Raw genomic sequence first — 22589 nt, 5'->3', positions numbered from 1 at the left:
ATCACCTCAATCAAGAGGGTCAAAACGATTTACTAGTATTGCTAAGGGAATCATTGGTAAGCCTACAAGCAAACAAATTAACCATTGTTGTAAGTTCAGTGGCGCAGTAGAAAATAAACGATTCATCAAGCCCCATTGGCTGAATATGATCTGTAACACTATGGCACAAGCAATGCCAATTCCCATGACGGAAGCATCGCTGAATGTTTGTCTAATTCCCCGCAGTCGATTAATGATAGCCATTCCTAATTGACTAATACTTAAAAGATAAAATAATCTCCCAGCTACTAATGCTTGAATTGCCATTGTCCTGGCTAAAGTGATATCGTCTGTAGTTTGTCGCATCCATTCAAATACACCAAAAATCAAAATCCAGTTAAAGATAGAAATTGCCAGGATACGCTTAATTAAACTGCGGGAAAGTAAGGGTTCGCGGGGGCTGCGCGGCGGTTGTTGCATCACCCTTGGGGACTTAGGCTCAAAGGCTAAGGGTACAGTCATGGCGATGGAATTCACCATATTTAACCACAGCACTTGTAAAGATAAAATTGGTAATGCTCTAGCCAGTAGGACACTAATTAAAATCGTCATTGATTCCCCACCATTCACAGGTAGGATAAAGGCGATCGCTTTCAATAGGTTTCGATATACAGTCCGCCCTTCTTCTATCGCCGCTTCTATGGAGGCGAAATTATCATCTGTCAAAATCATATCTGCGGCTTCTTTGGCTACCTCCGTACCCGCACCCCCCATTGCAATCCCGATTTCTGCTTGTTTTAAGGCTGGTGCATCATTCACACCATCCCCAGTCATGGCGACAATTTCGCCTTTAGATTGCAAGGCTTCTACAATGCGGAGTTTTTGCTCTGGTGCAACACGCGCAAATACAGCCCCGTCTTCTATGGCTGTAGCCAGTTCTGATTTATCCATTTGGGCTAGTTGGCTACCTGTGAAAGCCAGAACTTGACCATTTTGATTAAAGCCCATCCGTTCTGCGATCGCTTGTGCAGTGACTACATGATCGCCTGTAATCATTTTGACTTGAATACCAGCATTTTGACAGGCGGCTACGGCGGCGATCGCTTCTGCTCTAGGCGGATCGATCATTCCTTGTAATCCCAAGAAAACCAAATCTGTTTCGATATCTGCATGATCTAGTTCATCTTGAGCAGCTGAGACAGATTTTTTAGCAAAAGCCAGTACCCGTAAACCCTGATGCGCCATTGCATCAACTTTTTGATGTATGTTTTCTGGATCTACAGAAGCTAGATTACCCTGAGTATCTAAAGTTTGCTGACAACGTTTGAGAATCGCCTCGACTGAACCCTTAACATAGATAGTCCTCACACCTGAAGCATCTTCATGCAAAGTTGCCATGTATTGAAACTCAGACTCAAAGGGGATAGTATCCAATCTGGGCATTTCTTGTTCTAAGGTGCGGCGTTCCAGTTCCCCTTTATTTGCAACAACTATCAATGCTCCCTCAGTGGGATCACCGACAACTTGCCATTGTTCTTCCTTGTATTCTAAGTGTGAGTCATTACATAACAACCCCGCTTTCAGACATTCCGCTAAAACAGGATAATTGCGCCAATCTATTGGCTGTTCCTGGAATAAAATTTCTCCTTCTGGAATATAGCCTGTACCCGTGACTGTATATTCTTCCCCACCAGTATAAATTGCCTGTACAGTCATTTGGTTTTCAGTTAGTGTTCCAGTCTTATCAGAACAGATAACTGTAGCACCGCCGAGGGTTTCCACGGCGGGCAACTTACGCACGATCGCATGACGGCGAGCCATGCGAGATACACCTATAGCTAATGTGACTGTGACTACAGCAGGCAAACCTTCAGGAATTGCACTCACAGCAAAGGCGATCGCCGCTTCAAACATTTCTGACCATGAATTACCGTATCCCAACCCAACAGCAAAGGTCAGCGTAGCTATGCCGAGAATAATGTATAGTAGGGTGCGGCTAAATTTATCAAATTTCCGCGTTAGGGGAGTTTTTAGGCTCGTACCTTGCTCCATTAGTTGGGAGATACGCCCAGTTTCCGTGGCTTCACCAATGGCTACAACAATGCCTTTGCCAGTGCCAAAGGTAACAAAGCTGCCAGCATAAGCCATATTAATGCGTTCTGCTAAGACTGCATCTTGATCGAGTGGTTGGGTATTTTTTTCCACCGCCACCGACTCACCCGTAAGTGCTGATTCATTAACTTGAAGATTGCGGGATTGTACAAGACGCAAATCTGCTGGTACTTTATCGCCAGAAGCGAGTAAGACAATATCCCCTGGTACTAACTCCTGGGAGGGAACTTGAATCTTTTGACCATTGCGGAGGATAGTTGCATTAGTTTCTACTGAAGACGCTAAAGCTGCGATCGCACTTTCGGCTTTTGATTCTTGAATAAAACCAATAATAGCGTTAATTAGTGTTACGCCCCAAATTACCCCAGCATTTACCCATTGTCCAATTAAGGCTTTGATTGCCCCTGCAATGATCAATATGTACAACAACGGCTGGTTAAATTGTAATAAAAACCTCACTAATTGACTTTTTCCGGGTTTAGCTTTGAGTTCATTAGCACCAAAACGTTCCCGTCGTTTTGTCACTTCATTAGGTGTCAAACCTGCTTCTAGATTGGTGTCTAAATTTTGCGCCACCTTTGATGCAGGCAAGTTATGCCATTGCTGTGGTTGTATGGTATTTTTATCTGTTGCTGTCATTTTATTGGCCTGAAATTTTCCCATAGGCGGAATGTTAGCTGTTTGGTTGTTAGCTAATCAATTTAAGTCTTTGCTGATTAATGGGGTGAATTTTGTTGGGCTACGCCCCGCTAACGCTAACGCGCATACTGCAAGGCAGAACCCGCAGGTTAGGCGCAAATAATCTAAATTTACTCTCAGCTAATAATCTCAATTCATCCTGCATTTACGCAACGCCCAATTTAAAATTATCCGCAATAAATATGATCGAAAAGTGACAGGAATCAGGAGATGTTCAAGTTGCGTATTGTTCGATGTGCCAAGGTTGTTAAGCTTTTTGGCTAACCTGAACATTACCCTGAGTCACATAAGCATTCCGTGTATTAGCCTCACGCTCAGACTTTAAATTAACAAAAGCATTTTTATGGAACAGTAGGAGTTGGGGTTACAGGCGGTTGAGTTTGAGGCGGGACTACGGGTGCTGGAGTCACAGGTGGCGGTGCAGTGGTTGGGGGTGGTGTAGTAGGCTCACAAGCTGCCATAAACACACTTAATCCAATAGTTGAAGCTAGAAAAATTAATTTTTGGTTCATGATCTCTCTTGTAAAAATGTGAATTGAAAAGCTAGTACAAACGTGAAGCAATACGGCTCAGTTATTGGTGTAAATAATTGATTTTGTCAGATGCGATAAATCGCGTCTGACAATAAGGGTTTTAGGTTTATCTGAACCTCTCTATTTACGCCGCTTTGTACTAATTAATGTCTACTGAAGTATGACAAAATCAACTTTTCAAAGATGTGATTTATCCTGAAATATTTCTTAAAGTTTTACATCTGCCCTTGGTGGTAGCGTCAAGGTAGAAATTAAATATTTGCCAATATTTTTAACAATCACAGTTATACAGCAGAATTCAGGAGTCTGAATTCTGCTGTATTTCTCATGCGTTTTGGTATTTGTTTCGTTACCGAGATTTTAAATCAGCGATCGCACCTTTGGTCATGGCAGCAATAGCTTTATCGGTAGCTTTCGGTAAATGATAATATTTACCGCCGGCTGTTTGGGCTAACTCCTTAGCAAAGCCAGTGGAGACGAATTTACTCTCAGTATCAATAACTAATAGCTGCATCCCCAAGGCGCGAACTCTCGCCGCAATTTCTAGCAATTCCCCTTTGATGTCTGGTTTTTCTCCCGGTTCTTGGGGTTCGCCTAAAGAACGAGACAGAGGAATATTACCCCGTCCATCGGTAATTGCCACAACTACCACTTGTCCAATATCTCCACTCATGCGCGCATTTAAACCGACGCGGACAGCTTGGGTTAACCCATGTGCTAGGGGTGAACCGCCACCACAGGGTAATCTTTCTAAGCGGTTGCGTGCTAAGGCTATGGAACGGGTTGGTGGTAATAATACCTCTGCTTGTTCTCCCCGGAAAGGAATCAATGCTACTTGGTCACGGTTTTGATAGGCTTCTGTCAACAGTTGCATAACTGCACCTTTGGCTGACTGCATCCGGTTCAAGGCCATAGAACCTGAAGCATCGACCACAAACACCACTAAAGCCCCGGCTTTGCGTACCAAACGCTTGGCGCGAATGTCGCCCTGTTCCACAATAACCTTCTTGTCTGGGTGTCTCTCCCGTCGGGCTTTTTGATAGGGTGCAGCCGCCCTCAAGGTAGCATCTACGGCGATGCGGCGGACTTTACCTTTAGGTAACATCGGCTTGATATAGCGTCCCCGGTCATCGGAAAAGATAATGCTGCGACTTCCAGATTTACCTTGACGCTGCGCCATTTGAGCAAAGTACAGCACACTTTCATCTAGTATTACCCCTTCCGGGTCAAAGATAAATTCTTCCGGGATGCTGGGGGGTTCTTGGTCTTCTGGTTCGTCTGGTTCGTCTGGTTGATCTTCTTTGTCTTCTTCTTCCTCTTGTTGGTCTTCTTCTGATTCGTCCTGGCTTTGTGGTGGTGGGGGTGGTGGTGGCGGTGCTTGGTCTGGTGGCGGTGTCTGGACAACGGTCGCCCGTGGGACAATCACTAACTCTACAGCCCGGCGTAAGTCGTCAGCATTCACCGTTGACCTACCATCTAAAGCCGCAGCCGCTTTCGCAACTCGCACAGCAAATAATTCCGCCCGATGTCCCTGGACACCGCCGCGCAGGGCTTCATCTACTAGGTAAGCAATTTGTTCACGGGTGATGGTGACATCTTTTAACCATTCCCGCGCCAGGAGAATTTGAGTTTTTAGCGAGTCTAAATCTTCGCTGTACTGCTGGAGAAAATCTTGGGGTGATTTGGAATAAGCGATCGCTTGCTCAACGGCCTCTACTCTTTGATCTAGACCGAGAACACCGTCAGCAGAAAGTGCGATCGCAATTCTATCTAATAAATGCTCCCGCAATGCCCCTTCTTCTGGGTTATAGGTGGCAATAAACAGAGATTGACAAGGATGCTGAAAGCTGATTCCTTCCCGTTCAATTTGGTTACGTCCTTCTGACAGGACTGTTAATAGCTGATTGGATATCTGGTCATCTAATAGATTGAGTTCATCCACATACAACACGCCTCGGTTAGCGGTGGCGAGTAACCCAGGCTGAAAGATGGTGTCTCCTTGTTTAACAGACTGTTCCACATCCACAGAACCGAGGAGACGGTCTTCTGTGACACCGAGGGGAATTTGGATAAAAGGCGCAGGGATAATTGCTGTCGGGACATCCTGAACATCTTTATCGGCGTACTCTGCCAAAAGATCATCATCCCATGTTTCTGGGTGGTTGGGGTCGCAGTTACTCAGCGAATCCTGAACAACTTCAATCGGTGGTAACAGCGCATGGATAGCCCGCGCCATAACTGATTTTGCCGTACCGCGACGGCCTGCGATCGCTACTCCTCCCAAACCAGGATCGACTGCTGCTAACAGCAAGGCTAATTTAATGGCTTCTTGACCGACAACGGCCGTCAAGGGAAAAGCGGTAATTGTAGGGTTGATAGTAGGCGCAGGCATGGTTTGCAAATGATTATAAAGGCAGGAGACAGTTTTATAGGGACTGAGAACTGATATTTTTACTCAGCACTCATTACTCAGCACTTTCAAGTTAGTCTCGGCTTTTAGCATATCAATTTCTGGCATATTTAGAATAAGGGTTATAGGAATGAGGGCGTTGTGTTGCCCTTGGGAGCAAAATTTATGAGTATAGCTCAAGCTAAACGCTTCACAGTGGAAGAGTATCACAAACTCGTGGAATTGGGCTTTTTCCACGAAGATGACCGCATTGAATTAATTAACGGGGAACTGATACAAATGGTATCTAAGGGTACAGCTCATGAAACTTGCTTACGAAAGTTGTGGAAGGAACTCCCAAAACTGATAGGAGATAGGGCTACTTTGCAATCTCAAGCCCCTATTAGTTTACCGCCTAATAGCGAACCAGAACCAGATTTTGCTATCGTGCAGAACCGCGCTGATGATTATCTCTCTACTCACCCTAGTCCAGCTGATGTATTGCTGGTGATGGAAGTTGCAGATTCGTCTTTAAGTTATGATCAAGATGTAAAAATACCTCTCTATGCTCAAGCAGGTATTTCTAATTATTGGATATTCAATTTATTTGATAACTATTTAGAATCTTACAGTGAACCTTATCAAGATACTAAAGGTAAATCTGGTTATTCAAATAAAAGAATTGTCTTGCCCAATCAGGTAATAGCTTTACCTTGTTTTCCTGATTTGTCTGTGAATTTAAGTAGGATATTCCCCCCAAAAATAAGCTTTGGAGGTTAGAGGACGTTTGAAAAGTCTGTTTCTTTGTCATGTTGAATGCAGCGTAGCGGAATGAAACATCTCGGTATGTGCCACAAAGCCTAGATTCTTCCTTACAGTTCCTACCCTACGGGAACGCTGGCGCGAACGCTTCGCTCAGGACTCCAGTCAGAATGACATTTTTATATGAGGCGATCGCTCAAAATAAGCCATAATCTTACTGACACCAGCAACATCAAAATGCACAAATTGCTCATATTTCATGATACGGAACTTCTACGCCAAGCACTTACACACCGTTCTTATGTGAATGAAAACCCAGGAGAAGGCGAACATAATGAACGTCTAGAATTTCTCGGTGATGCTGTGCTGAATTTTTTAAGTGGGGAATATCTTTATCGTCGTCACCCGGAAAAGGGAGAAGATGAATTAACACGGCGGCGTTCAGCATTAGTAGATGAGAAACAATTAGCAAAGTTTGCGATTGAAGTAGGCTTAGATTTCAGGATACGGTTAGGTAAAGGCGCAATTCGAGATGGTGGCTATCAAAATCCTAATTTACTTAGCAGTACATTAGAAGCTGTAATTGGTGCTTACTATTTAGATAACGACTGCAATATAGAAGCAGTGCGTGCAATTATAGAACCATTATTTGATGCTGTACCTGAACAAATTGTAGTGTCTCGTTCTAATGTAGATTCAAAAAATCGGTTTCAAGAATGGGTACAGGCCAATATTGGTCCGACTCCTCCCAAATACGTGACAACACAAACAGGTGGTTTGTCTCACGCGCCAGAATTCAAAGCTGAAGTTTATGTGGAAAATCAAAAGTACGGAGAGGGTACGGGACGTAATAAAAAAGAAGCAGAAAAATTGTCGGCTGAGGATGCGTTAGCTAAATTGAAACAACAAGGTTTGCTGTGATAACTGCAAGAATTAGTTTGTAAAACTTTTAAAAAATAAAAACTGGGATATACCTAAATAATTCACCTTTAGAGACGTTGCATTGCAACGTCTCTAAATACTAAATTACACCTGTTCCTTTCCCTCTTCTATCACCTTTTTCTGTTAATTCACCTTCTTTATCTTCATTAATTTCGGCTAATTCTTGCATCCGTTCTGCGGTGTCTTGTGCTGCTGCTTCTTTCGCATCACCTGGAACTTCATAATACATTTCTGGTTCAACTGCGTAGTTATTTAACAAACCTTCTTTATCTACTGTATAGCCATCTGTAGTGCGAACACTTTGGGCATTTGTCTGATCATCTGTAGGTGAATTTGCTTCTTTTTCTTCTGTAGGCAGTGTTTTGTATAAATCTCCTTCTCTTTCTTTGCGAGCAGCAGTTTCAGCAGGGACAATGCCTCTATCGTATGTATCTACGTTTGCGCGTTCAGATGAATCTATTCCTCTATTTTCTTCACTAGTCATAAATGTCTCCTCGTTAAAAAAGTTTTTAAAACTACGATAACAATATTAGACTTTTGATAACTATAAATCTACTATCTTTAGTAGTGATAAAAAGTTAACCTTATGTATTTATTTATGTCTTAAGATATATTCCAATCAGCATAAGTAAGAATTTTAGGACTTACGCAATCGGCATATTTTTTATGTAGGGTGTGTGACGCGGCGAAAGTATTTAAACGTAGTCATGATACTTATAGCGTCACGCACCAAGAATCGATTGTGACACTTGCGTAAGTCCTGAATTTAAAACCTAAATAATCGCTAAAAAATAAGAATCTCGGTTTTTTGAGAAACCGAGATTCTTAATTGAGGCAATACTCAAAAATTAAATATGAGTGCTACAGCGCACAGGAACAACTTAAGAGGAGGGACTCTATCCCCCAAAAAATTGATGTTTCCAGGACTCAATCTCAGATACTAGTTCTTGACGATTTGAAGACTTAATAAGATAACGAAAAATAAACCAGGTTGCGTAACCAATTCCAATCACTTCAAAGAGTGGTGACAATAGAGGGATATCATTGATGGCATCTAGTAAAGCCAATAACACCTTTACTGTCACTAAAAGCGATAAAATTAACAAAACAGTGATAAGAGGCTGCTTATATTTTTGATAAAAACTTCCTAAATATTGAGGTAGTTTTTCAAAAAAATCTGCTACTTGTTGTGCAGTTCGTTGCCATTGGGCATTGTTGTCAGTTGCTGGTGGTAGCTTAGGTAAGTTACCATAGTGTGCCTCTGGTAGTGCTATTGCGCCTTGTGGTAAAGTGGCATTTAAGGATTCCGGTTGCTTTTGTTCGGTTTCCATAGTTTTTCTATTTTGGTAATCAAAACAATTTTTCTACATGACTCAGATTTGACGTTCTCACCGCAGTTTTAGGGCGGTGATTCTAAAAATTTCCCGAACCGTCGTGTTTCACTCATTTGAGTCGTCCTGTATCGGCGGATATTCTACCTGAGACAATTTAAATTTATCATAAAAAGCCGTCCTAAAAGGACGGTGCTTTAAACTAGGCTGTTGACTCTGTGGCTTTTTTGGGTGTGATTCATGCAGTTTTTTTATCGGTCTCCACTATGGCTAAAAACTACCCAAGTCAACACCTTAGCTTTAAACCCAGTTTTTCGCTAAATAAACATAATCATGCGCGTTGTCAATTGTCAATCATTAGAAGAAAGACTTTTGACTTCCGCCGTGCTGTACTAGCTGTTTGGTGGTGCAACGGTGGCATTGACAATTACCTGTGTGACACCTTTTATTTCTTTTGCCAAAGGTTCAATCTTAGATAACTGTTCTTGATTGTTGACAGTACCTGCAACAGTCACAATGCCATCTTCTTGGGCATTAACTGTTAATTGGCCATTGGGGATGTTAGCCTCTAATTTCGATCGCACTTCACTGGCTAAATCACCTTCGGCTCTCTGTGCATCTCCACCTGTGACATTATTTCGCTGTTCACGGGCGCGAATGTCTGCATTTAGTTGTCTTCTGCGAGTTTCACTTTGAGCATCTTCTTGCGCTTCTTGTGTTACTTGCGTAGTTGGAGCTTGTGGTGCTTCGTCTGGTGCTGGTGCAGTCACAGTTGTTTTGGCTGTATCTTGACAAGCCGCCGCACCAATAACTAAAACGCAACTAATGAAAAAAGGAGTTAGCTTGTTCATGGCTTTAATGTCTGGATGTAAATATCAAAAGGAAAATTCGTAATTCGTAATTGAGCATTGGGCATATAAATTCAAAATTAGACCTCTTGCAAAAGTCCAAAAATGATATGTGTCATTCTGAATGAGATGTTTCGCTTTGCTCAACATGACAGCTTCAGTATTTATGCAAGAGGTCTACTGTTAAATTCGCTCTTCCCGATTGTCAACAATGACTACCGCAGGGTCATGCCGATCGCCTGTCACTGGTTTTTCAGTCCGAACAATATCTTCATGTCTAGATCGTTCTAAACCTTGGCGGTGCTGGTTTTCTGTATCTAAATCAGTGGCATTAAAGACAGCGAATTCTTCAATTCCTCGGTTTTTGAGTATTGTTTCCGCTTGGTGGATTTGAGCTTCTGTACCATCGACAATTACCAAGTAATCACCTCTTTGGAAGCGATCGCTATAAACTCGTGCGCGGTCTTCAGGAATCCCTAAACCAACCAGTCCGCCAACGATACCCCCGGCGGCTGCACCTACAGCACCACCTGCTACAGTTGTCGCTAAAGCAGTTGCGGCTGCACCACCGGCAATTACTGGGCCAATTCCCGGAATTGCTAACGCACCCAGACCCACTAATAAACCACCCAAACCGCCTAAAACTCCCCCTGTAGCAGCTCCAGCTTTCGCTCCTTCGTCTGCTTTATTGCCTATACCTCTATCTACGCCTGGTGCGTTGTGACCCTTGCTATCTTTAGCAATCAGCGAAACTTGATTCATCGGGAAACTGGCATTTCGCAATTCTGCTAATGCTATTTCTGCATCTCGACGATGAGGAAATACCCCTATTGCCCGTCTAGTTCTTTGTACGGGTGTAGTAGCAGCACTGGTTGGCTCAACATGAGCGACATTTGTAGTGGGTCTTTGCCCATTAGGAGAGTTATAAACGCCGTACTCTTCAATACCGCGCCGATGTAAAATTGCCTCTGCCTGAGCAATTTCTGCATCTGTACCATCGATGATCACTAAATAGTGTCCTCGCCGCACACGCTCTTCGTAGACTTTAGCTCGTTCTTCGGGAATACCCAAACCAATCAATGCACCTAATAAACCCCCAGCAACAGCACCAATACCAGCACCCGCTAGGGTAGTGGCTAGAGCCGTTGCAGTTGCTCCCGCCAGCATAATGGGGCCAATACCAGGAATTGCTAGAGTCCCCAGACCCACTAACAAGCCACCTAAACCACCTAAAACCCCACCTGAAATAGCTCCAGTTGTTGCACCTTCATCAGCTTTATTGCCTACTTTCTCCTGTACTGGAGTCCCAGCCAGATCATCATCCCTGTCTCCATTTTGTGCGATCACCGAGACTCTATCCATAGGAAAGCCGGAGTGCTTCAATTCATGTAGTGCCTGTTCAGCATCCCGACGATTAGAGAACACACCTACAGAGCGTCTATGTATACCTACAACCATGTCTTATTGCTCCCGATAATCAACACAATAATTACTGATTAAAAAATTTGCTTTCACAAATAAAGAAAAGTTTCGATTGCCACTACTTCTAATGAACACTTTTTCATATTCTTTTTCATCAATCTGTTGGCATAATTTCCTGTTCTACCAAGAGAGATAGATAATTTTACTGAAAGCATAAAATTTACAAAATAAATAAAAAAAACACGCCTCATTGATTAAACTATAAGCACAAAATATCTATTTCTATAAATATAAATGGTTATCAACGCGTATTCTTTATGTGAGCTTTCATATTAATTAAAAGATGATTTTTATGTATATATTCGGCTACAAAAAATATATATAACCTTTGATAATTAAAATTCTTACTTAAGAAGGTGTTGTTCAATTACACACAATAAATAGACTAATAAATAAGCCATTCTCTCGGAAGTGGATATTTAATCTATTGAGCGTAAGAGAAAAAATACTATGTTGCAAATCTCGGAAAGTATTTTGATGCAGCCTTGGCTATCCTTTAGTGTAGCACCTACAACAAGATTGCCAGATGTAATAATTCCAGTAGAACCATCTTTTGTATTTTCTGGTTCTCAGTTTCTAGTAGCTTTGTTAGCTGGTACTTTAATGGCGATCGCCTTTCAATTATTGTTAACCAACTTTTCTGTAGCTGCCGGGATATCAACTTTAGGAAATGATGTAGATGATGGGGAATCAGAAAGTTTTGGTCGGAAGATTCGCAAGGTTGAAGCTAAAGTTGGTGCTTGGGGAATTATCACCGCCAGTATTGCTTTATTTGCGGCTTGTTTTTTAGCAGTTAAACTCAGCTTAATTGACAGTGCGCTGCTAGGAGCTATTATTGGCGTTGTAATTTGGTCTACCTATTTCTTATTGGTAGCGTGGTTGGGTTCTTCCGCAGTAGGTTCTTTACTTGGTTCTATCATCAACACTGTTAATTCTGGTTTGCAGTCACTGATGGGAACAGCAACCACAGCCATTGGTGCTGGTGCTGCACAAAAACAAGCGGTTTCCACGGCGGAAGAAATTACAGCCGCAGTCAGGAGAGAATTAACGGCTGGGTTGGATGTTGAAAGTATTACCAATACGCTGCAAAATTCCTTATCATCTCTACCACTGCCAAAATTAGATTTAGGAGAAGTTCGCAGTCAATTTGATAAAATATTGAGTGATATCGATTGGGGAACAATTGGTGATGGTGATTTACTCAAAAATATTAACCGTCAGACCTTTGTAGATTTAGTTAGCAGTCGCACTAACTTATCTAAAGAAAATATCAACCAAATTGCTGACCAATTAAACTCAGCTTGGGAACAAACTTTTACTCGCCGCAATCCTACAGAACAAGTAATTAACTTGTTGCAATCTGCTACTCCCGAAGAATTAAAATCGGCAGATTTAGGTGAACGACTACAACAGTTAGTTACCGCAGGTAGAAAAAATGGTAATAGCAGAAATGGTGTAATCAAGCAAGCTGTGCAGTATGGCGTAAGTGCTGCTATACCAGCAGTTTTAGATCGAGTTGATATTGCTGATATTGATGTAGATAAAATCACCAATCAACTACAAAAGTTAAAAGACAAAGTTCAAGATATCGATGTTGATAAAATCACCCACGAAATACAACAACTCAGAGATAAAACCACTGAGCAAATAACTGAGAGATTCCCCGCGCCTAGTGATAACACCATCAAATCAGATATCAAAGAGTATATCTTGAATTCTTTTCCTTGGCATTTCAATCGCATCACTATTAGAGATGAATTCCCAGAAGTTATCTACGACCCCCAAGCAGATCCGACAAATGTACGTCAGCAACTAGAACAACTCCAGCCGGATGACTTTAGCAACTGGCTGACAAGACGAGGTGATATTAGTGAAGCAAGGGTGACAGAAATCTCTCAACAGATGGATAGCATCCGCCATGAAGTTTTAGAAACTGTGCGCCAATCTGAAAGAGTCGAAAAAGGTCACAAAATCCGTCTGCATATTGAAAATTATCTGCGTGCAACTGATAAAGAACAACTGAACCCAGAGGCGATTCAGCAAGATTTTGCCAATTTATTAGCAGAATTAAATGGTGAATTCACCGATTTCAGCACTCTTTTACAAGGATTTGACCGGGAAGCTTTTGTACAGCTACTCTTGCAACGGCAAGATTTTAATGCAGAGGAAGCTAATAATATTGTTAGTCAACTCGAAGGTATCTGCAACGATTTTTCCAACCAAGCTAGAGAAAAACAAGAACAAGCTACAGCTAGAGTTAACCAAGTATGGCAAAGGGTCGAAGATTATCTGCGCCATACCAAAAAAGATGAGTTAAACCCTGAAGGTATTAGACGCGATTTTAGAGCGTTGTTGACAGATCCCGAAGTAGGAATTCAACTACTGCGATCGCGTTTATCGCAGTTTGACCGTGATACATTTGTGAAACTGCTCAGTCAGCGTCAAGATTTGAATGAAGAGCAAATCAATCAAATTATTCACCAATTAGAATCTGTCAGAGATAACGTATTACAAGCACCGCAAGCAGTACGAGAACAATACGATCGCACCATCACAGCTATTGGTGACTATCTCCGCAATACCAAACTAGAAGAACTCAACCCCGAAGGGATTAGACGCGATTTAGAAACCTTACTTACTCAGCCAAAAGAGGGTGCGGAAGCATTACGCGACAGACTAGCACAAGTTGACCGCGAAACCCTAGTTAAACTCCTCACCCAACAGGGAAACTTGAGCGAAGAGCAAGTGAATCAGACAATTGACCAAGTACAAGAGGCGATTGGGAATATAATCAAAACACCACGTCGCTTGCTAAACCGCACTACTCAAAGGGTCGGGGATTTTACAGCCAGCCTGGAAAACTATCTGCGTCACACCAATAAAGAAGAACTCAACCCCGAAGGAATCAAACGGGATTTAAGATTACTCTTGCAAGACCCCCGCTTGGGAGTAGAAAATTTAGGCGATCGCGTTTCTAAATTTGACCGTTCAACAATGGTGGCGTTATTATCTGAACGGGAAGATATCTCAGAAGAGGAAGCTAACCGGATTGTTGAGCAAATCGAATCAACACGTAACTCGATTGTCCAGCAATTCCAGCAAATCCAGCAAAAATTCCAGTCAGCCATTGACCAAATTTTTGGCAAGATTCGTAACTATCTTGATTCCCTAGAACGTCCAGAACTCAGCTATGAAGGTATTAGACAAGACTTTGCCAAAGTCTTTGATGATCCGCAAGTGGGATTTGCAGCTTTGCGCGATCGCCTGAGTCAGTTTGACCGTGATACCCTAGTAGCCATCTTGAGTTCCCGTGAGGATATCTCCCAAGAAGACGCTAACCGCATCATCAACCAAATAGAAGCAGCGCGGGATAGTGTACTGCAACGCGCCGAACGCATCCAACAAGAAACCCAAAAACGCATTAAAGCTGTCCAAGAACAAGCTAAAAAGCAAGCCGAAGAAACTAGAAAAACTGTTGCTAGTGCCGCTTGGTGGCTATTTGGTACAGCATTATCTTCTCTCGTAGCCAGTGTAATTGCTGGTGTAATAGCCGTCACAGGGTTATCTTTACCTGGCTAATATATTATGTCTACTTGAAAAAACGTAGAACCCCAGTTTATTCAAGAAACTGAGGTTCTTTTGCAATGTATTTAAAGAAAAATATTTTTGCGTAATTTCTGCCTTCACTATCGATATATATAACAAATATTATTGAAGTATGGATATCCTGATACTAAGTCAGCGATCCCATATTTTACATAAAGATAAATCACGCTTCAGTATTACATAAGTTTAAACTATTTTTTAGTTGTGGGGAGTGGAAATTATGCTAGAAAAACTATTTTTAGCTGGCATCTTGACATTTACTTTAAGTTTATTTGCACAAGTCCATCGGTCAACCTCCATTGGAATGACTCAGCAAATAAACTCATACTACAAAGTGGCTTTAAATCTTAGCGACTACCCTTCTAGAGAATTAAAATCTCAAAATATTGCCCTCAAAAGAAAAGAAGGGTCAAGTCGCTTTGCTCCAATTCAAAATTCAAAATGACGCTCGCGGACTCGCTAACGCTGCGCTAACAAAATTCAAAATTCAAAACAACTCAGCAACGACTAAACGCCGTGCTACCGCTAACTCAACCGGCTAAACGCCGCGCTACCGCTAACAGCACTCATTACTCATTACTCAGCACTCAGCACTCATTACTCATTACTCATTACTCAGCACTCAGCACTCAAATACAGTAGGTCTTTACGGAGGGCAAACTGCTGAGGTTACTCCTATCATAAGCTCAAGTATAAATTTGTCTTAGCTTATTGAGTATTGAGCAAAAAAATTGCTAACTGATTATGAAAAATCTAATTTTAGCCACATCCGTATTTTTGACTACCATTAGTCTGACAAATACTGCCCAAGCCGTAAACCCCGAACATTTAAGACAGTTATTAGCAACAAAACAATGTCAAAACTGCGACTTAACTAATGCAGGCTTAGTCATGGCTGATTTGTCAAGTGCTAATTTAAGCGGTGCTAATCTCGCCGGTGCTAATCTTAGCCGTGCTAACTTGAGTGGTGCAGATTTGCGAGGTGCTAACTTGAGTGGTGCGGGTTTATTTGGCGTGAATTTGAGTGCAGCTAAACTGGGTGGCGCAAACCTCGCTAGTGCTGACTTGAGAAATACCTATCTAGCCAACACAGAATTTACTGGTGCTTACGTAACTGGTGCAAACTTTCAAGGTGCGGTAGGTATACCATTACAAATTGCTACAGCAGATGAATTTTATGCTTGGGGTGTAGCAGAAGCACAAAAGGGTAATCAAAAGCAAGCTATTAATTATTTTAATCAAGCGATCGCCATTAAACCAGAATACGCCGGTGCATATTTAGCACGTGGTATTGCCCGCTACCAAATATTTGATAGAGCCGGTGCATTTCAAGATGCCCAAACAGCAGAAAAACTGTTTACATCTGAGCAAAACGCCACAGGAATGCAAACAAGCCAAGCTTTTCTCAAAGAACTGCAAAACCCTTACACAGAAAAAATTAGCGCAGGTAAACCCAGTTTCTTTGACTTTATAGGCAGTCTTGGCTCAGTATTACTGCAATTTCTCCCATTTTGAAGCACAGTGATAAATTTTGTACTCATAACCATTTACCCCTGACAAAGCTTGAGTATCAGATGCACATTCTTTGATTACTTTGCCTAGAGGAGCATGAAAATTTACCAGCCATAAATCAAAGGGACGTGGCAATGTGTTTAAAGTTTTTTCTAAGGTACTAGTGGAAATATTAGGATCTATGTCTTGATGAGCTAGAAGAAATAAGGGAGAGGGAGAGTTAATATTTCTGACTCTGAACTCTCTCGCTATGCCCATCATTTCACCAATCTGCACATGAGTTACCTGTGTAGTAGCAATGAGAATCGGAACTTGGGATGTTTGGTGAACTAATTTTACAAATAGGTCAGGGCGATAATATTTCTGATAGCCAAGATTGCAGATGACTGTAACCGCGCTCACAAATCCCATGAGCCAAATAATGATGACGGCTTTTTTTCCCTGGGGACTACGCCAAGTTACAGCTAGACTAGCTCCCAGTAAAGTGATGACAGCCGGAAAGTAAACGAAGTTATAACGCGCACCCCTGGTTAAGTCTATACCTAAAAAATAGGTAAACACAAAAAATAAAGCGATCGCACCTACAACAATTCCCATTAATACCTGCGTTACAAACCGAGTGTCTGGTTGCTGTAAGTTTGCTTTCAACCCCCTGACTAAAATTGGTGCTGCCCAAATGAGAAATATCAGCATTACCAAGCCAGAAGCAATCACAATCCACAACTGTGGGGCTTCCACTGGTAACAAGTAAAGCATCGTTACCCAAGCTGCAAAAGCCTGAAAAAATGGACTTAACCAAGCAAATCCTTGACGGGGCTGCTGTATCCAGTTTGTCAGTTGCTCACCGTAGCTATTCTGCAAAAAGACAGGTAGCCAAACTATACCAGCGACGAAAGTACCCAGTACAACACCATAAATCCGTCGCCAAGGGGGAGATAAAAAAACTTTGGCGTTATTTGGGATTTGCCTTCCAGCCAAAACTATGAATACTAGGCCTTCTGTACACAAAGTCAGAACAAAAAAATAATGCGTAGCAATCCCCAAGGCATTACTTATAAGCCAACCCAGTGCGATAGTGATGGGTAGTTGTGTCTGGGTTTGAATGTGGCGAGTGGCTATCACAAAGCAGGTGAGGGAAGCAATCACCCACAAAATCGCCAAAGTATAGTGACGGGCTTCTTGTGCCAAAAAGATGGCGTATGGTGACACAGCCATCATCACCGCCGCTAAATGAGCTACTACGCGGGAACGAAAGGAAATCCAGCTAAAGACATAAATTACCGGGATAGATACAGCACCCAAAATCGCCGCTAGCGATCGCGCTCCCCACAAAGAAACTAAACCCTGTTGTGTGGGAAAGAACTGCATCCACAAGTGGGCTAAAGCGAAGTAGATGGGGGGATGATTGGTTTCATGAGTCAGGTTTGTCCAGACATCATGAAGATTCGCAGCTGGTTGTGGTTGCAGTGGTTGCAACAATATATCAGGTGCGATCGCTTGATCTAAAGGTACTCCTAAAAAACTATTTCCTAAGCTAAAAACCAATGTAGAAAATTCATCAGTCCAAGGAGGCTTGGCTGTCAAGTTGGTTAAACGCAAGCTGAGTCCAATTATTAACCAGATCAGCAACAGTAAAGGATGAAGCCAACGAGATGAGATGGTAGAGTGCCAGTTATACAAACGCATCTATTCTTTACTAGAGCCAGAACAAGACGATTTGTATATATTAGACTTACATGGATGACTTAAGTTCGCGGACTATTTCACGTCTGTCACGCGCCAGCTAAGTTTTAAGTTCACCCAGAAATTCCAGACTGTAGCAACTGCGATCGCAACCAGGTTAGCAATATAGCGGTTAGGAATCAAGAAATTAAATACCAAATTCAACACAAAGACATTCAAAACTAACCCAGCCAAACAAATCACGTTGAACTTCAAAAATCGCTTCAGCCGTTGATGCCATTCTTGCTGTCTCATAGAGACATCGGCAAATAGACATCTCCAAAATAGTATTATTCTGTGATAAAAGAACATTAAAGCGTTATTTTGACACAGAAGCATGAGCAATATACTGAATTACATTGAAGAGAATCCTAAACAAACCCAAAGGTTAATAGGTCTGGAATATGAACAGTTACAACAATTAATCATAAATGGGGAAAGATTATATCATGAAAAAAAAGCTTTACTGGAATCTAAGAAAGTGAGAATTATTGCTGGTGGAGGAGGTCGGAAACCAAAATTATCTATTTCTGAACAAATCATTTTAACTTTAGTGTATCTCCGACATCTGACAACCTTTCAACTTCTAGGTATTCAGTTTGAAGTAAGTGAGTCTACAGCCAACGATACGTTTAACTATTGGTTGCCTAACTTGCGAGAATTACTGCCATCAAGTTTGCTTGAACAAGTAAAAAAAAACGCTTCTGACTATGAAGTAGTAAAAGAAATGCTCACAGAATATGAATTAATAGTAGATAGCTATGAACAAGTCAGAGAAAGACCTAGAGACAATGATGAACAAAAGAAATATTTTTCAGGTAAGAAGAGTAATCATACATTTAAAACTCAAATGATTATCTTACCTGATGCTAGTGATATCGTTGATGTTGTGGCAGGTGAACCTGGTCCAAAAAGCGATATAACTTTGTTCCGAGAATATCGTTCAGAGTTTGATGCCAAACAAAGATTTAAAGGAGATAAGGCATATCTTGGAGAAGATTTAATTACAACTCCAATTAAGAAACCAAGAAATCAAGAACTAACAACTGAACAGAAAGAACAGAACAAAATATTTTCATCTAAACGAATCTTTGTTGAACATCGAATACGGTCAGTCAAAATCTTTCGAGTTGTCCAAGAGAGATTTAGGTTAAATACCCGCAAATATAAGCAAGTAATTTTGACGATTTGTGGGCTAGTAAGGTTACGGATTCGAGGGCTAATATTACCATTAGAAATATCAGCTATATCATCAGGTTAAAATTATCGCATATAACTAGATATTTTTGCCTAATTATCAACAGCAAATATCTCAAAGTCTTATTTCATCGTACAGAATAGCTAATTTAAGATGATTGCATTTAGTGGCTACAGCCTAGCCAAACAAAGGCTTTGACTGTTTTCGGAGATGTCTAATGTCCAAGCATCATTCCACAAGAAGTTATTGAAAATTGCAATTTCCCCAGCAATAATTTTACTGCGCGTCAAAGGTAAAGCCAAGGTAGACGGATCACTGAGTAAATAGAGTATTCCCATATCGACAAATACCCCACTCAGCCCCACCAAGCCAAACCGCAAAAATCGACCCATCGGAAAGCTTTCTACACTCTGACTCAAGCGTTTCCAGCCACCTGTAGACAACCGCAACCGAATTAAGTGGTGAATGTATTCGACATATTGCTTCCACGTAACTTTACTTTCACCCTCTTTTCGCTCGCAGAATACATAACCTACTTCGGCAATATTTTGGATATTACCCCTACCAATCACCTCTAGGAGAATTTTGTAACCGACGGGATTGAGTGTAGCCCCTACAATACTGCTACGTTGCACCATAAAATAGCCACTCATGGGGTCAGAAACTCTTCCCAACACTCCTGGTAGCAAAATCAACCCTAACAATTGTGCGCCACGAGATAAGAAACGCCTGATCGCACTCCAACTACTAACACCACCGCCATCTACATGACGGCTGGCTACTGCCATATCTGCTCCCTGGGCAATTTGAGAGAGCAATTGTGTTAAAATTTCCGGTGGATGCTGCAAATCTCCATCAATTACTCCTAAAACTCTACCTCTAGCGACTTGCCACCCGCGAATTACTGCCGAAGATAGTCCCCGCTCCCCTTGCCGCCTCATCACCCGCAACTGTTGGTAATCACTAGCTAAGGATTGGGCTACCTCCCAAGTCAAATCAGGGCTATCATCATCCACAACTATTAATTCATAGTCCCCTGGAATATACTCATCCAATGTCTGAGTCAAAATTTTGACAACATTCTGAATATTGTCCCGTTCTTTGTAAGTGGGAATCACCAAAGACAAGTAAATATCGTGGTCAATTGTTCCCACACTAGCAAACGGTAAATCAGGAATCTGCAACGGGCCATTTGGAGCTGCTAATAATGCACTGGATGAGTTGACATTCATAGTGTTTTCGGTCGAGGTAAAGCACTATAGCGATCGCGATCGCCACTAGAGCTAGTTTTTCCACATAAACCAGTTTCTTCCAGTCTGTAACTGGCAACCTTGGATTCATCAATATATTTGCTTGCGCTTGATTATACTGATAATACCAGTAATAGCCACATTCCACTATGATGATTACGTTAAGTATTTACTTTGAATTTATAAAGTATCATAGTAATTTTACCCAAGTAGATGTTTCATTTGCGCCTATTTACTTGGTTATTGTTCGATTTCTCTGTTTAATAATTGTAGCTTCTCTAACAATATACTTTTGATATTTCTTAATTTCCGCAAACTGAATACGCAATGGTGATTGATTAGTAGAAACTTCTAATACATCAGGTATTTTTGGGGAGGAAAAGCAAGAATCATAAGCAGGACAGATATAAATAAATTTTTGATACCCCTGTTCATCTAGAGCCAGACTTAATTTCCTAATATCATTTGTTGTCTTTGTCAGAAAGAATGATTTTTCATTGAAAGTAGATTCAAAAGTTTGGCTGACATATTGATGGGCTACCGCTATCATTCTATTGCTGTCTTTTTGTAAAAAATTAAGTATCTTAATAGTTTCCGTGTTGTTACCAGTATAGGAATAGTTTGTACCTAGATATGTATTGATATGAAACCCAATCACAAATAATGCCACAAATATTGTACTACTAATATATTTAAAGCCTAATTTTTTAATATTTAATGTAGCTTGAAAAGCTAATACTGTTAATAATGTAAGTAATGGAATTAGAATTAATAAAAATCTCGCACCCCATTGCTTACCACCGTCACTTGGTAGAAGTAAAGGTGCTAGACAAATAAATAAACTTGAGATTAGCAAAAGCTTTCGCATCGTCGCTGTCAATTTTATGCTATCGCTAAACACTGAAAAGCCAATAAATACAAAAACAAAGTATCCTAAAGGAAAGCAATAAAAGAATTTACCCCACATACTACTAAAAATATTTTCAGATTTTGCTAATCTTGTTCTTGGAGAAAACTCTTCTACAACTTGTAAAGCATGAATGCCTAAATGATGATTATAAATAACTTTATTTGTCAGAAAAAAGCATAGTATAGTAATACTAATAGCTAAAATAAATATTATCCTGTTGTTTTTAATAAGACTTAACTCACCCAAGTTAATTTTATATGAAATCACTACAAAGACAAATAAAATTACAGCTAAAGCTAAAAATTCTGGTCTAAACCAAACTGATAAACCAATTAAGATACCGCTAAATACTGCATCTTGACGAGAAAATTTATGTTCTCCTTTGCTGAATATAATTGCTAATCCACTAAATGCCAGACAAACTGCAAGTGTATGCTCCCAATACATTGCACTGTACATAGTCAATGGAGAGGAAAATATCAGAGTAGCAAGAGCAAGAGATGTCATAAATATGCCAAGCTTAAAAAATTGGCATAGGCGATAAAAAATCAACCAAATTATCCATGTAGATACCAAAGGAACTACGTAAAAACCTTTAAATCCTAAAACACGATAAAAAGGTGCTGTTAATAAAGGAAAAGTGAATGGAAAAGTTATGTAGTAACGATTATCTATTTTATAGCTAAATGGTGGTTCAAAAGGATATAATCCATTATCCCAAAGACTATGTATCCAAGACGGCACTTGCAAATCTAAATCAAAACGTAAATTTCCAGAACTGAATTGTTTCGCTAGCAATGCTTTTAGTCCACCATCTCCACTAAAGTAAACTTCATCACTGACTAGCGACAGTAAATACAAAGAAAAACATACTCCTAATAAAATAACTAACAATGGTAGGTTAATGCGTGGTAATTGCATAAAATGTAGTAAAATTATGGATTTTTGATCTGAGAAAAAATTTATGACACTACTTGATCAATTAACAAATTATAGTTTTATTTCAATTTTGAATGTCGATTTACGTAGGTATTTTATCAGATTTGTGATTCTCATAACTAGTAATTCCTGATATTAATCAAAAGGCTAGGATTTTTTGCACACAAATGTAAAAATTGTATAATTTTCTAGTATTGTCAAATAAAAAATGATATTTATAAGGTTGATAAGTAGGGAGACACAATTATTTGTAAGATGTGGTAGCCTCTTCACAAAGCCTAAAACCTTTTAATTGCATGGGTTATGGTACGTTAACTCATCTTAGGTTTAATTCAACCCACCTACTTAATATAAATTCTTGGTCAACGACCCAGG

18 protein-coding genes and 1 pseudogene are annotated in these 22589 nt (G+C 40.7%); 8 read left to right on the top strand and 11 right to left on the bottom strand.

Features of this window, described 5'->3' with window-relative positions; all coding sequences use genetic code 11:
* Positions 1 to 6: 6 nt before the first annotated feature.
* The 3 genes from L6494_RS23385 to bchD all read right to left on the bottom strand — a co-directional run bounded on the left by L6494_RS23385 (position 7) and on the right by bchD (position 5715).
* Positions 7 to 2730: a cation-translocating P-type ATPase gene (locus tag L6494_RS23385; RefSeq protein WP_237990122.1), complete on the bottom strand. Its 2724-nt coding sequence runs from the start codon at positions 2728 to 2730 to the stop codon at positions 7 to 9.
* Positions 2731 to 3131: 401 nt separating this feature from the next.
* Complete coding sequence (locus L6494_RS23380) at positions 3132 to 3302, bottom strand: beta-Ig-H3/fasciclin (protein WP_237990121.1); 171 nt, start codon at positions 3300 to 3302, stop codon at positions 3132 to 3134.
* A gap of 370 nt (positions 3303 to 3672) precedes the next feature.
* Positions 3673 to 5715 carry a magnesium chelatase ATPase subunit D gene (gene bchD, locus L6494_RS23375; protein WP_237990120.1) on the bottom strand — a complete coding sequence of 681 codons (2043 nt, stop codon included), beginning with the start codon at positions 5713 to 5715 and terminating at the stop codon, positions 3673 to 3675.
* A gap of 183 nt (positions 5716 to 5898) precedes the next feature.
* Here bchD and L6494_RS23370 point away from each other — a divergent pair, with 183 nt between their 5' ends.
* The 3 genes from L6494_RS23370 (at position 5899) to rnc (ending at position 7395) form a co-directional block, all read left to right on the top strand.
* Positions 5899 to 6492 (top strand): Uma2 family endonuclease, encoded by a 594-nt coding sequence (locus L6494_RS23370; protein ID WP_237990119.1) that lies wholly within the window; start codon positions 5899 to 5901, stop codon positions 6490 to 6492.
* Between the two features lie 68 nt (positions 6493 to 6560).
* Entirely contained in the window at positions 6561 to 6686 is a 126-nt protein-coding gene (locus tag L6494_RS30910; protein ID WP_269139274.1) for a hypothetical protein, read from the top strand.
* A 25-nt stretch (positions 6687 to 6711) separates the two neighbouring features.
* The gene (gene rnc / locus L6494_RS23365) at positions 6712 to 7395 is read left to right on the top strand and encodes a ribonuclease III (protein ID WP_237990118.1); all 684 of its coding nucleotides are present in this window, start codon (positions 6712 to 6714) and stop codon (positions 7393 to 7395) included.
* 100 nt (positions 7396 to 7495) lie between these two features.
* On the opposite strand, the gene L6494_RS23360 is transcribed toward rnc, so the two are convergent.
* The 4 genes from L6494_RS23360 to L6494_RS23345 all read right to left on the bottom strand — a co-directional run bounded on the left by L6494_RS23360 (position 7496) and on the right by L6494_RS23345 (position 11053).
* Positions 7496 to 7900, bottom strand: coding sequence for a hypothetical protein (locus L6494_RS23360; RefSeq protein ID WP_237990117.1), 405 nt, complete (start codon positions 7898 to 7900; stop codon positions 7496 to 7498).
* A 412-nt stretch (positions 7901 to 8312) separates the two neighbouring features.
* Positions 8313 to 8747: a CAAD domain-containing protein gene (locus tag L6494_RS23355; RefSeq protein ID WP_237990116.1), complete on the bottom strand. Its 435-nt coding sequence runs from the start codon at positions 8745 to 8747 to the stop codon at positions 8313 to 8315.
* A gap of 392 nt (positions 8748 to 9139) precedes the next feature.
* Positions 9140 to 9598 (bottom strand): BON domain-containing protein, encoded by a 459-nt coding sequence (locus L6494_RS23350; protein ID WP_237990115.1) that lies wholly within the window; start codon positions 9596 to 9598, stop codon positions 9140 to 9142.
* A 180-nt stretch (positions 9599 to 9778) separates the two neighbouring features.
* Positions 9779 to 11053 carry a general stress protein gene (locus L6494_RS23345; protein WP_237990114.1) on the bottom strand — a complete coding sequence of 425 codons (1275 nt, stop codon included), beginning with the start codon at positions 11051 to 11053 and terminating at the stop codon, positions 9779 to 9781.
* Between the two features lie 474 nt (positions 11054 to 11527).
* Here L6494_RS23345 and L6494_RS23340 point away from each other — a divergent pair, with 474 nt between their 5' ends.
* The 4 genes from L6494_RS23340 to L6494_RS23330 all read left to right on the top strand — a co-directional run bounded on the left by L6494_RS23340 (position 11528) and on the right by L6494_RS23330 (position 16198).
* A complete protein-coding gene (locus L6494_RS23340) occupies positions 11528 to 14656 on the top strand; it encodes an MFS transporter (RefSeq protein WP_237990113.1) in 3129 nt (1042 codons plus the stop codon).
* A gap of 247 nt (positions 14657 to 14903) precedes the next feature.
* Positions 14904 to 15128, top strand: a complete 225-nt coding sequence (locus L6494_RS23335) for a hypothetical protein (protein WP_237990112.1) — start codon at positions 14904 to 14906, stop codon at positions 15126 to 15128.
* Positions 15129 to 15199: 71 nt separating this feature from the next.
* The gene (locus tag L6494_RS30905) at positions 15200 to 15325 is read left to right on the top strand and encodes a hypothetical protein (RefSeq protein WP_269139273.1); all 126 of its coding nucleotides are present in this window, start codon (positions 15200 to 15202) and stop codon (positions 15323 to 15325) included.
* Between the two features lie 102 nt (positions 15326 to 15427).
* Complete coding sequence (locus tag L6494_RS23330; protein ID WP_237990111.1) at positions 15428 to 16198, top strand: pentapeptide repeat-containing protein; 771 nt, start codon at positions 15428 to 15430, stop codon at positions 16196 to 16198.
* Here L6494_RS23330 and L6494_RS23325 read toward each other — a convergent pair.
* Together L6494_RS23325 and L6494_RS23320 are read right to left on the bottom strand one after the other, a co-directional pair.
* Complete coding sequence (locus tag L6494_RS23325) at positions 16175 to 17881, bottom strand: glycosyltransferase family 39 protein (protein ID WP_237990110.1); 1707 nt, start codon at positions 17879 to 17881, stop codon at positions 16175 to 16177. The two genes, L6494_RS23330 and L6494_RS23325, sit on opposite strands and share 24 nt — an antisense overlap.
* 72 nt (positions 17882 to 17953) lie before the next feature.
* Positions 17954 to 18187: pseudogene (locus L6494_RS23320) on the bottom strand (GtrA family protein); the annotation flags it as partial.
* 67 nt (positions 18188 to 18254) lie between these two features.
* Here L6494_RS23320 and L6494_RS23315 point away from each other — a divergent pair.
* The gene (locus L6494_RS23315) at positions 18255 to 19178 is read left to right on the top strand and encodes a transposase (RefSeq protein ID WP_237988802.1); all 924 of its coding nucleotides are present in this window, start codon (positions 18255 to 18257) and stop codon (positions 19176 to 19178) included.
* Positions 19179 to 19285: 107 nt separating this feature from the next.
* Here the strand turns inward: L6494_RS23315 and L6494_RS23310 are convergent, their stop codons facing one another.
* Together L6494_RS23310 and L6494_RS23305 are read right to left on the bottom strand one after the other, a co-directional pair.
* On the bottom strand, positions 19286 to 20347 hold the full coding sequence (locus tag L6494_RS23310) for a glycosyltransferase (RefSeq protein WP_237990109.1): 1062 nt from the start codon (positions 20345 to 20347) through the stop codon (positions 19286 to 19288).
* 250 nt (positions 20348 to 20597) lie between these two features.
* Positions 20598 to 22196 (bottom strand): LA_3751/LA_3752 family putative glycosyltransferase, encoded by a 1599-nt coding sequence (locus L6494_RS23305; protein ID WP_237990108.1) that lies wholly within the window; start codon positions 22194 to 22196, stop codon positions 20598 to 20600.
* Positions 22197 to 22589: the final 393 nt, after the last annotated feature.

The organism is Nostoc sp. UHCC 0870 (assembly GCF_022063185.1).
In the GTDB taxonomy this organism is placed as follows: Bacteria; Cyanobacteriota; Cyanobacteriia; order Cyanobacteriales; family Nostocaceae; genus Trichormus.
This window is presented reverse-complemented; position numbering and strand designations above follow the sequence as displayed.

Excerpts from the sequence above, each read along its gene's own strand:
- L6494_RS23305 (WP_237990108.1), bottom strand. The coding sequence starts at position 22,196 with ATGCAATTACCACGCATTAACCTACCATTGTTAGTTATTTTATTAGGA.
- L6494_RS23380 (WP_237990121.1), bottom strand. The coding sequence starts at position 3,302 with ATGAACCAAAAATTAATTTTTCTAGCTTCAACTATTGGATTAAGTGTG.
- L6494_RS23385 (WP_237990122.1), bottom strand. The coding sequence starts at position 2,730 with ATGACAGCAACAGATAAAAATACCATACAACCACAGCAATGGCATAAC.
- L6494_RS23315 (WP_237988802.1), top strand. The coding sequence starts at position 18,255 with ATGAGCAATATACTGAATTACATTGAAGAGAATCCTAAACAAACCCAA.
- L6494_RS23360 (WP_237990117.1), bottom strand. The coding sequence starts at position 7,900 with ATGACTAGTGAAGAAAATAGAGGAATAGATTCATCTGAACGCGCAAAC.
- L6494_RS23355 (WP_237990116.1), bottom strand. The coding sequence starts at position 8,747 with ATGGAAACCGAACAAAAGCAACCGGAATCCTTAAATGCCACTTTACCA.
- L6494_RS23340 (WP_237990113.1), top strand. The coding sequence starts at position 11,528 with ATGTTGCAAATCTCGGAAAGTATTTTGATGCAGCCTTGGCTATCCTTT.
- L6494_RS23370 (WP_237990119.1), top strand. The coding sequence starts at position 5,899 with ATGAGTATAGCTCAAGCTAAACGCTTCACAGTGGAAGAGTATCACAAA.
- L6494_RS23350 (WP_237990115.1), bottom strand. The coding sequence starts at position 9,598 with ATGAACAAGCTAACTCCTTTTTTCATTAGTTGCGTTTTAGTTATTGGT.
- L6494_RS23330 (WP_237990111.1), top strand. The coding sequence starts at position 15,428 with ATGAAAAATCTAATTTTAGCCACATCCGTATTTTTGACTACCATTAGT.
- bchD (WP_237990120.1), bottom strand. The coding sequence starts at position 5,715 with ATGCCTGCGCCTACTATCAACCCTACAATTACCGCTTTTCCCTTGACG.
- L6494_RS23345 (WP_237990114.1), bottom strand. The coding sequence starts at position 11,053 with ATGGTTGTAGGTATACATAGACGCTCTGTAGGTGTGTTCTCTAATCGT.
- rnc (WP_237990118.1), top strand. The coding sequence starts at position 6,712 with ATGCACAAATTGCTCATATTTCATGATACGGAACTTCTACGCCAAGCA.
- L6494_RS23335 (WP_237990112.1), top strand. The coding sequence starts at position 14,904 with ATGCTAGAAAAACTATTTTTAGCTGGCATCTTGACATTTACTTTAAGT.
- L6494_RS23310 (WP_237990109.1), bottom strand. The coding sequence starts at position 20,347 with ATGAATGTCAACTCATCCAGTGCATTATTAGCAGCTCCAAATGGCCCG.
- L6494_RS23325 (WP_237990110.1), bottom strand. The coding sequence starts at position 17,881 with ATGCGTTTGTATAACTGGCACTCTACCATCTCATCTCGTTGGCTTCAT.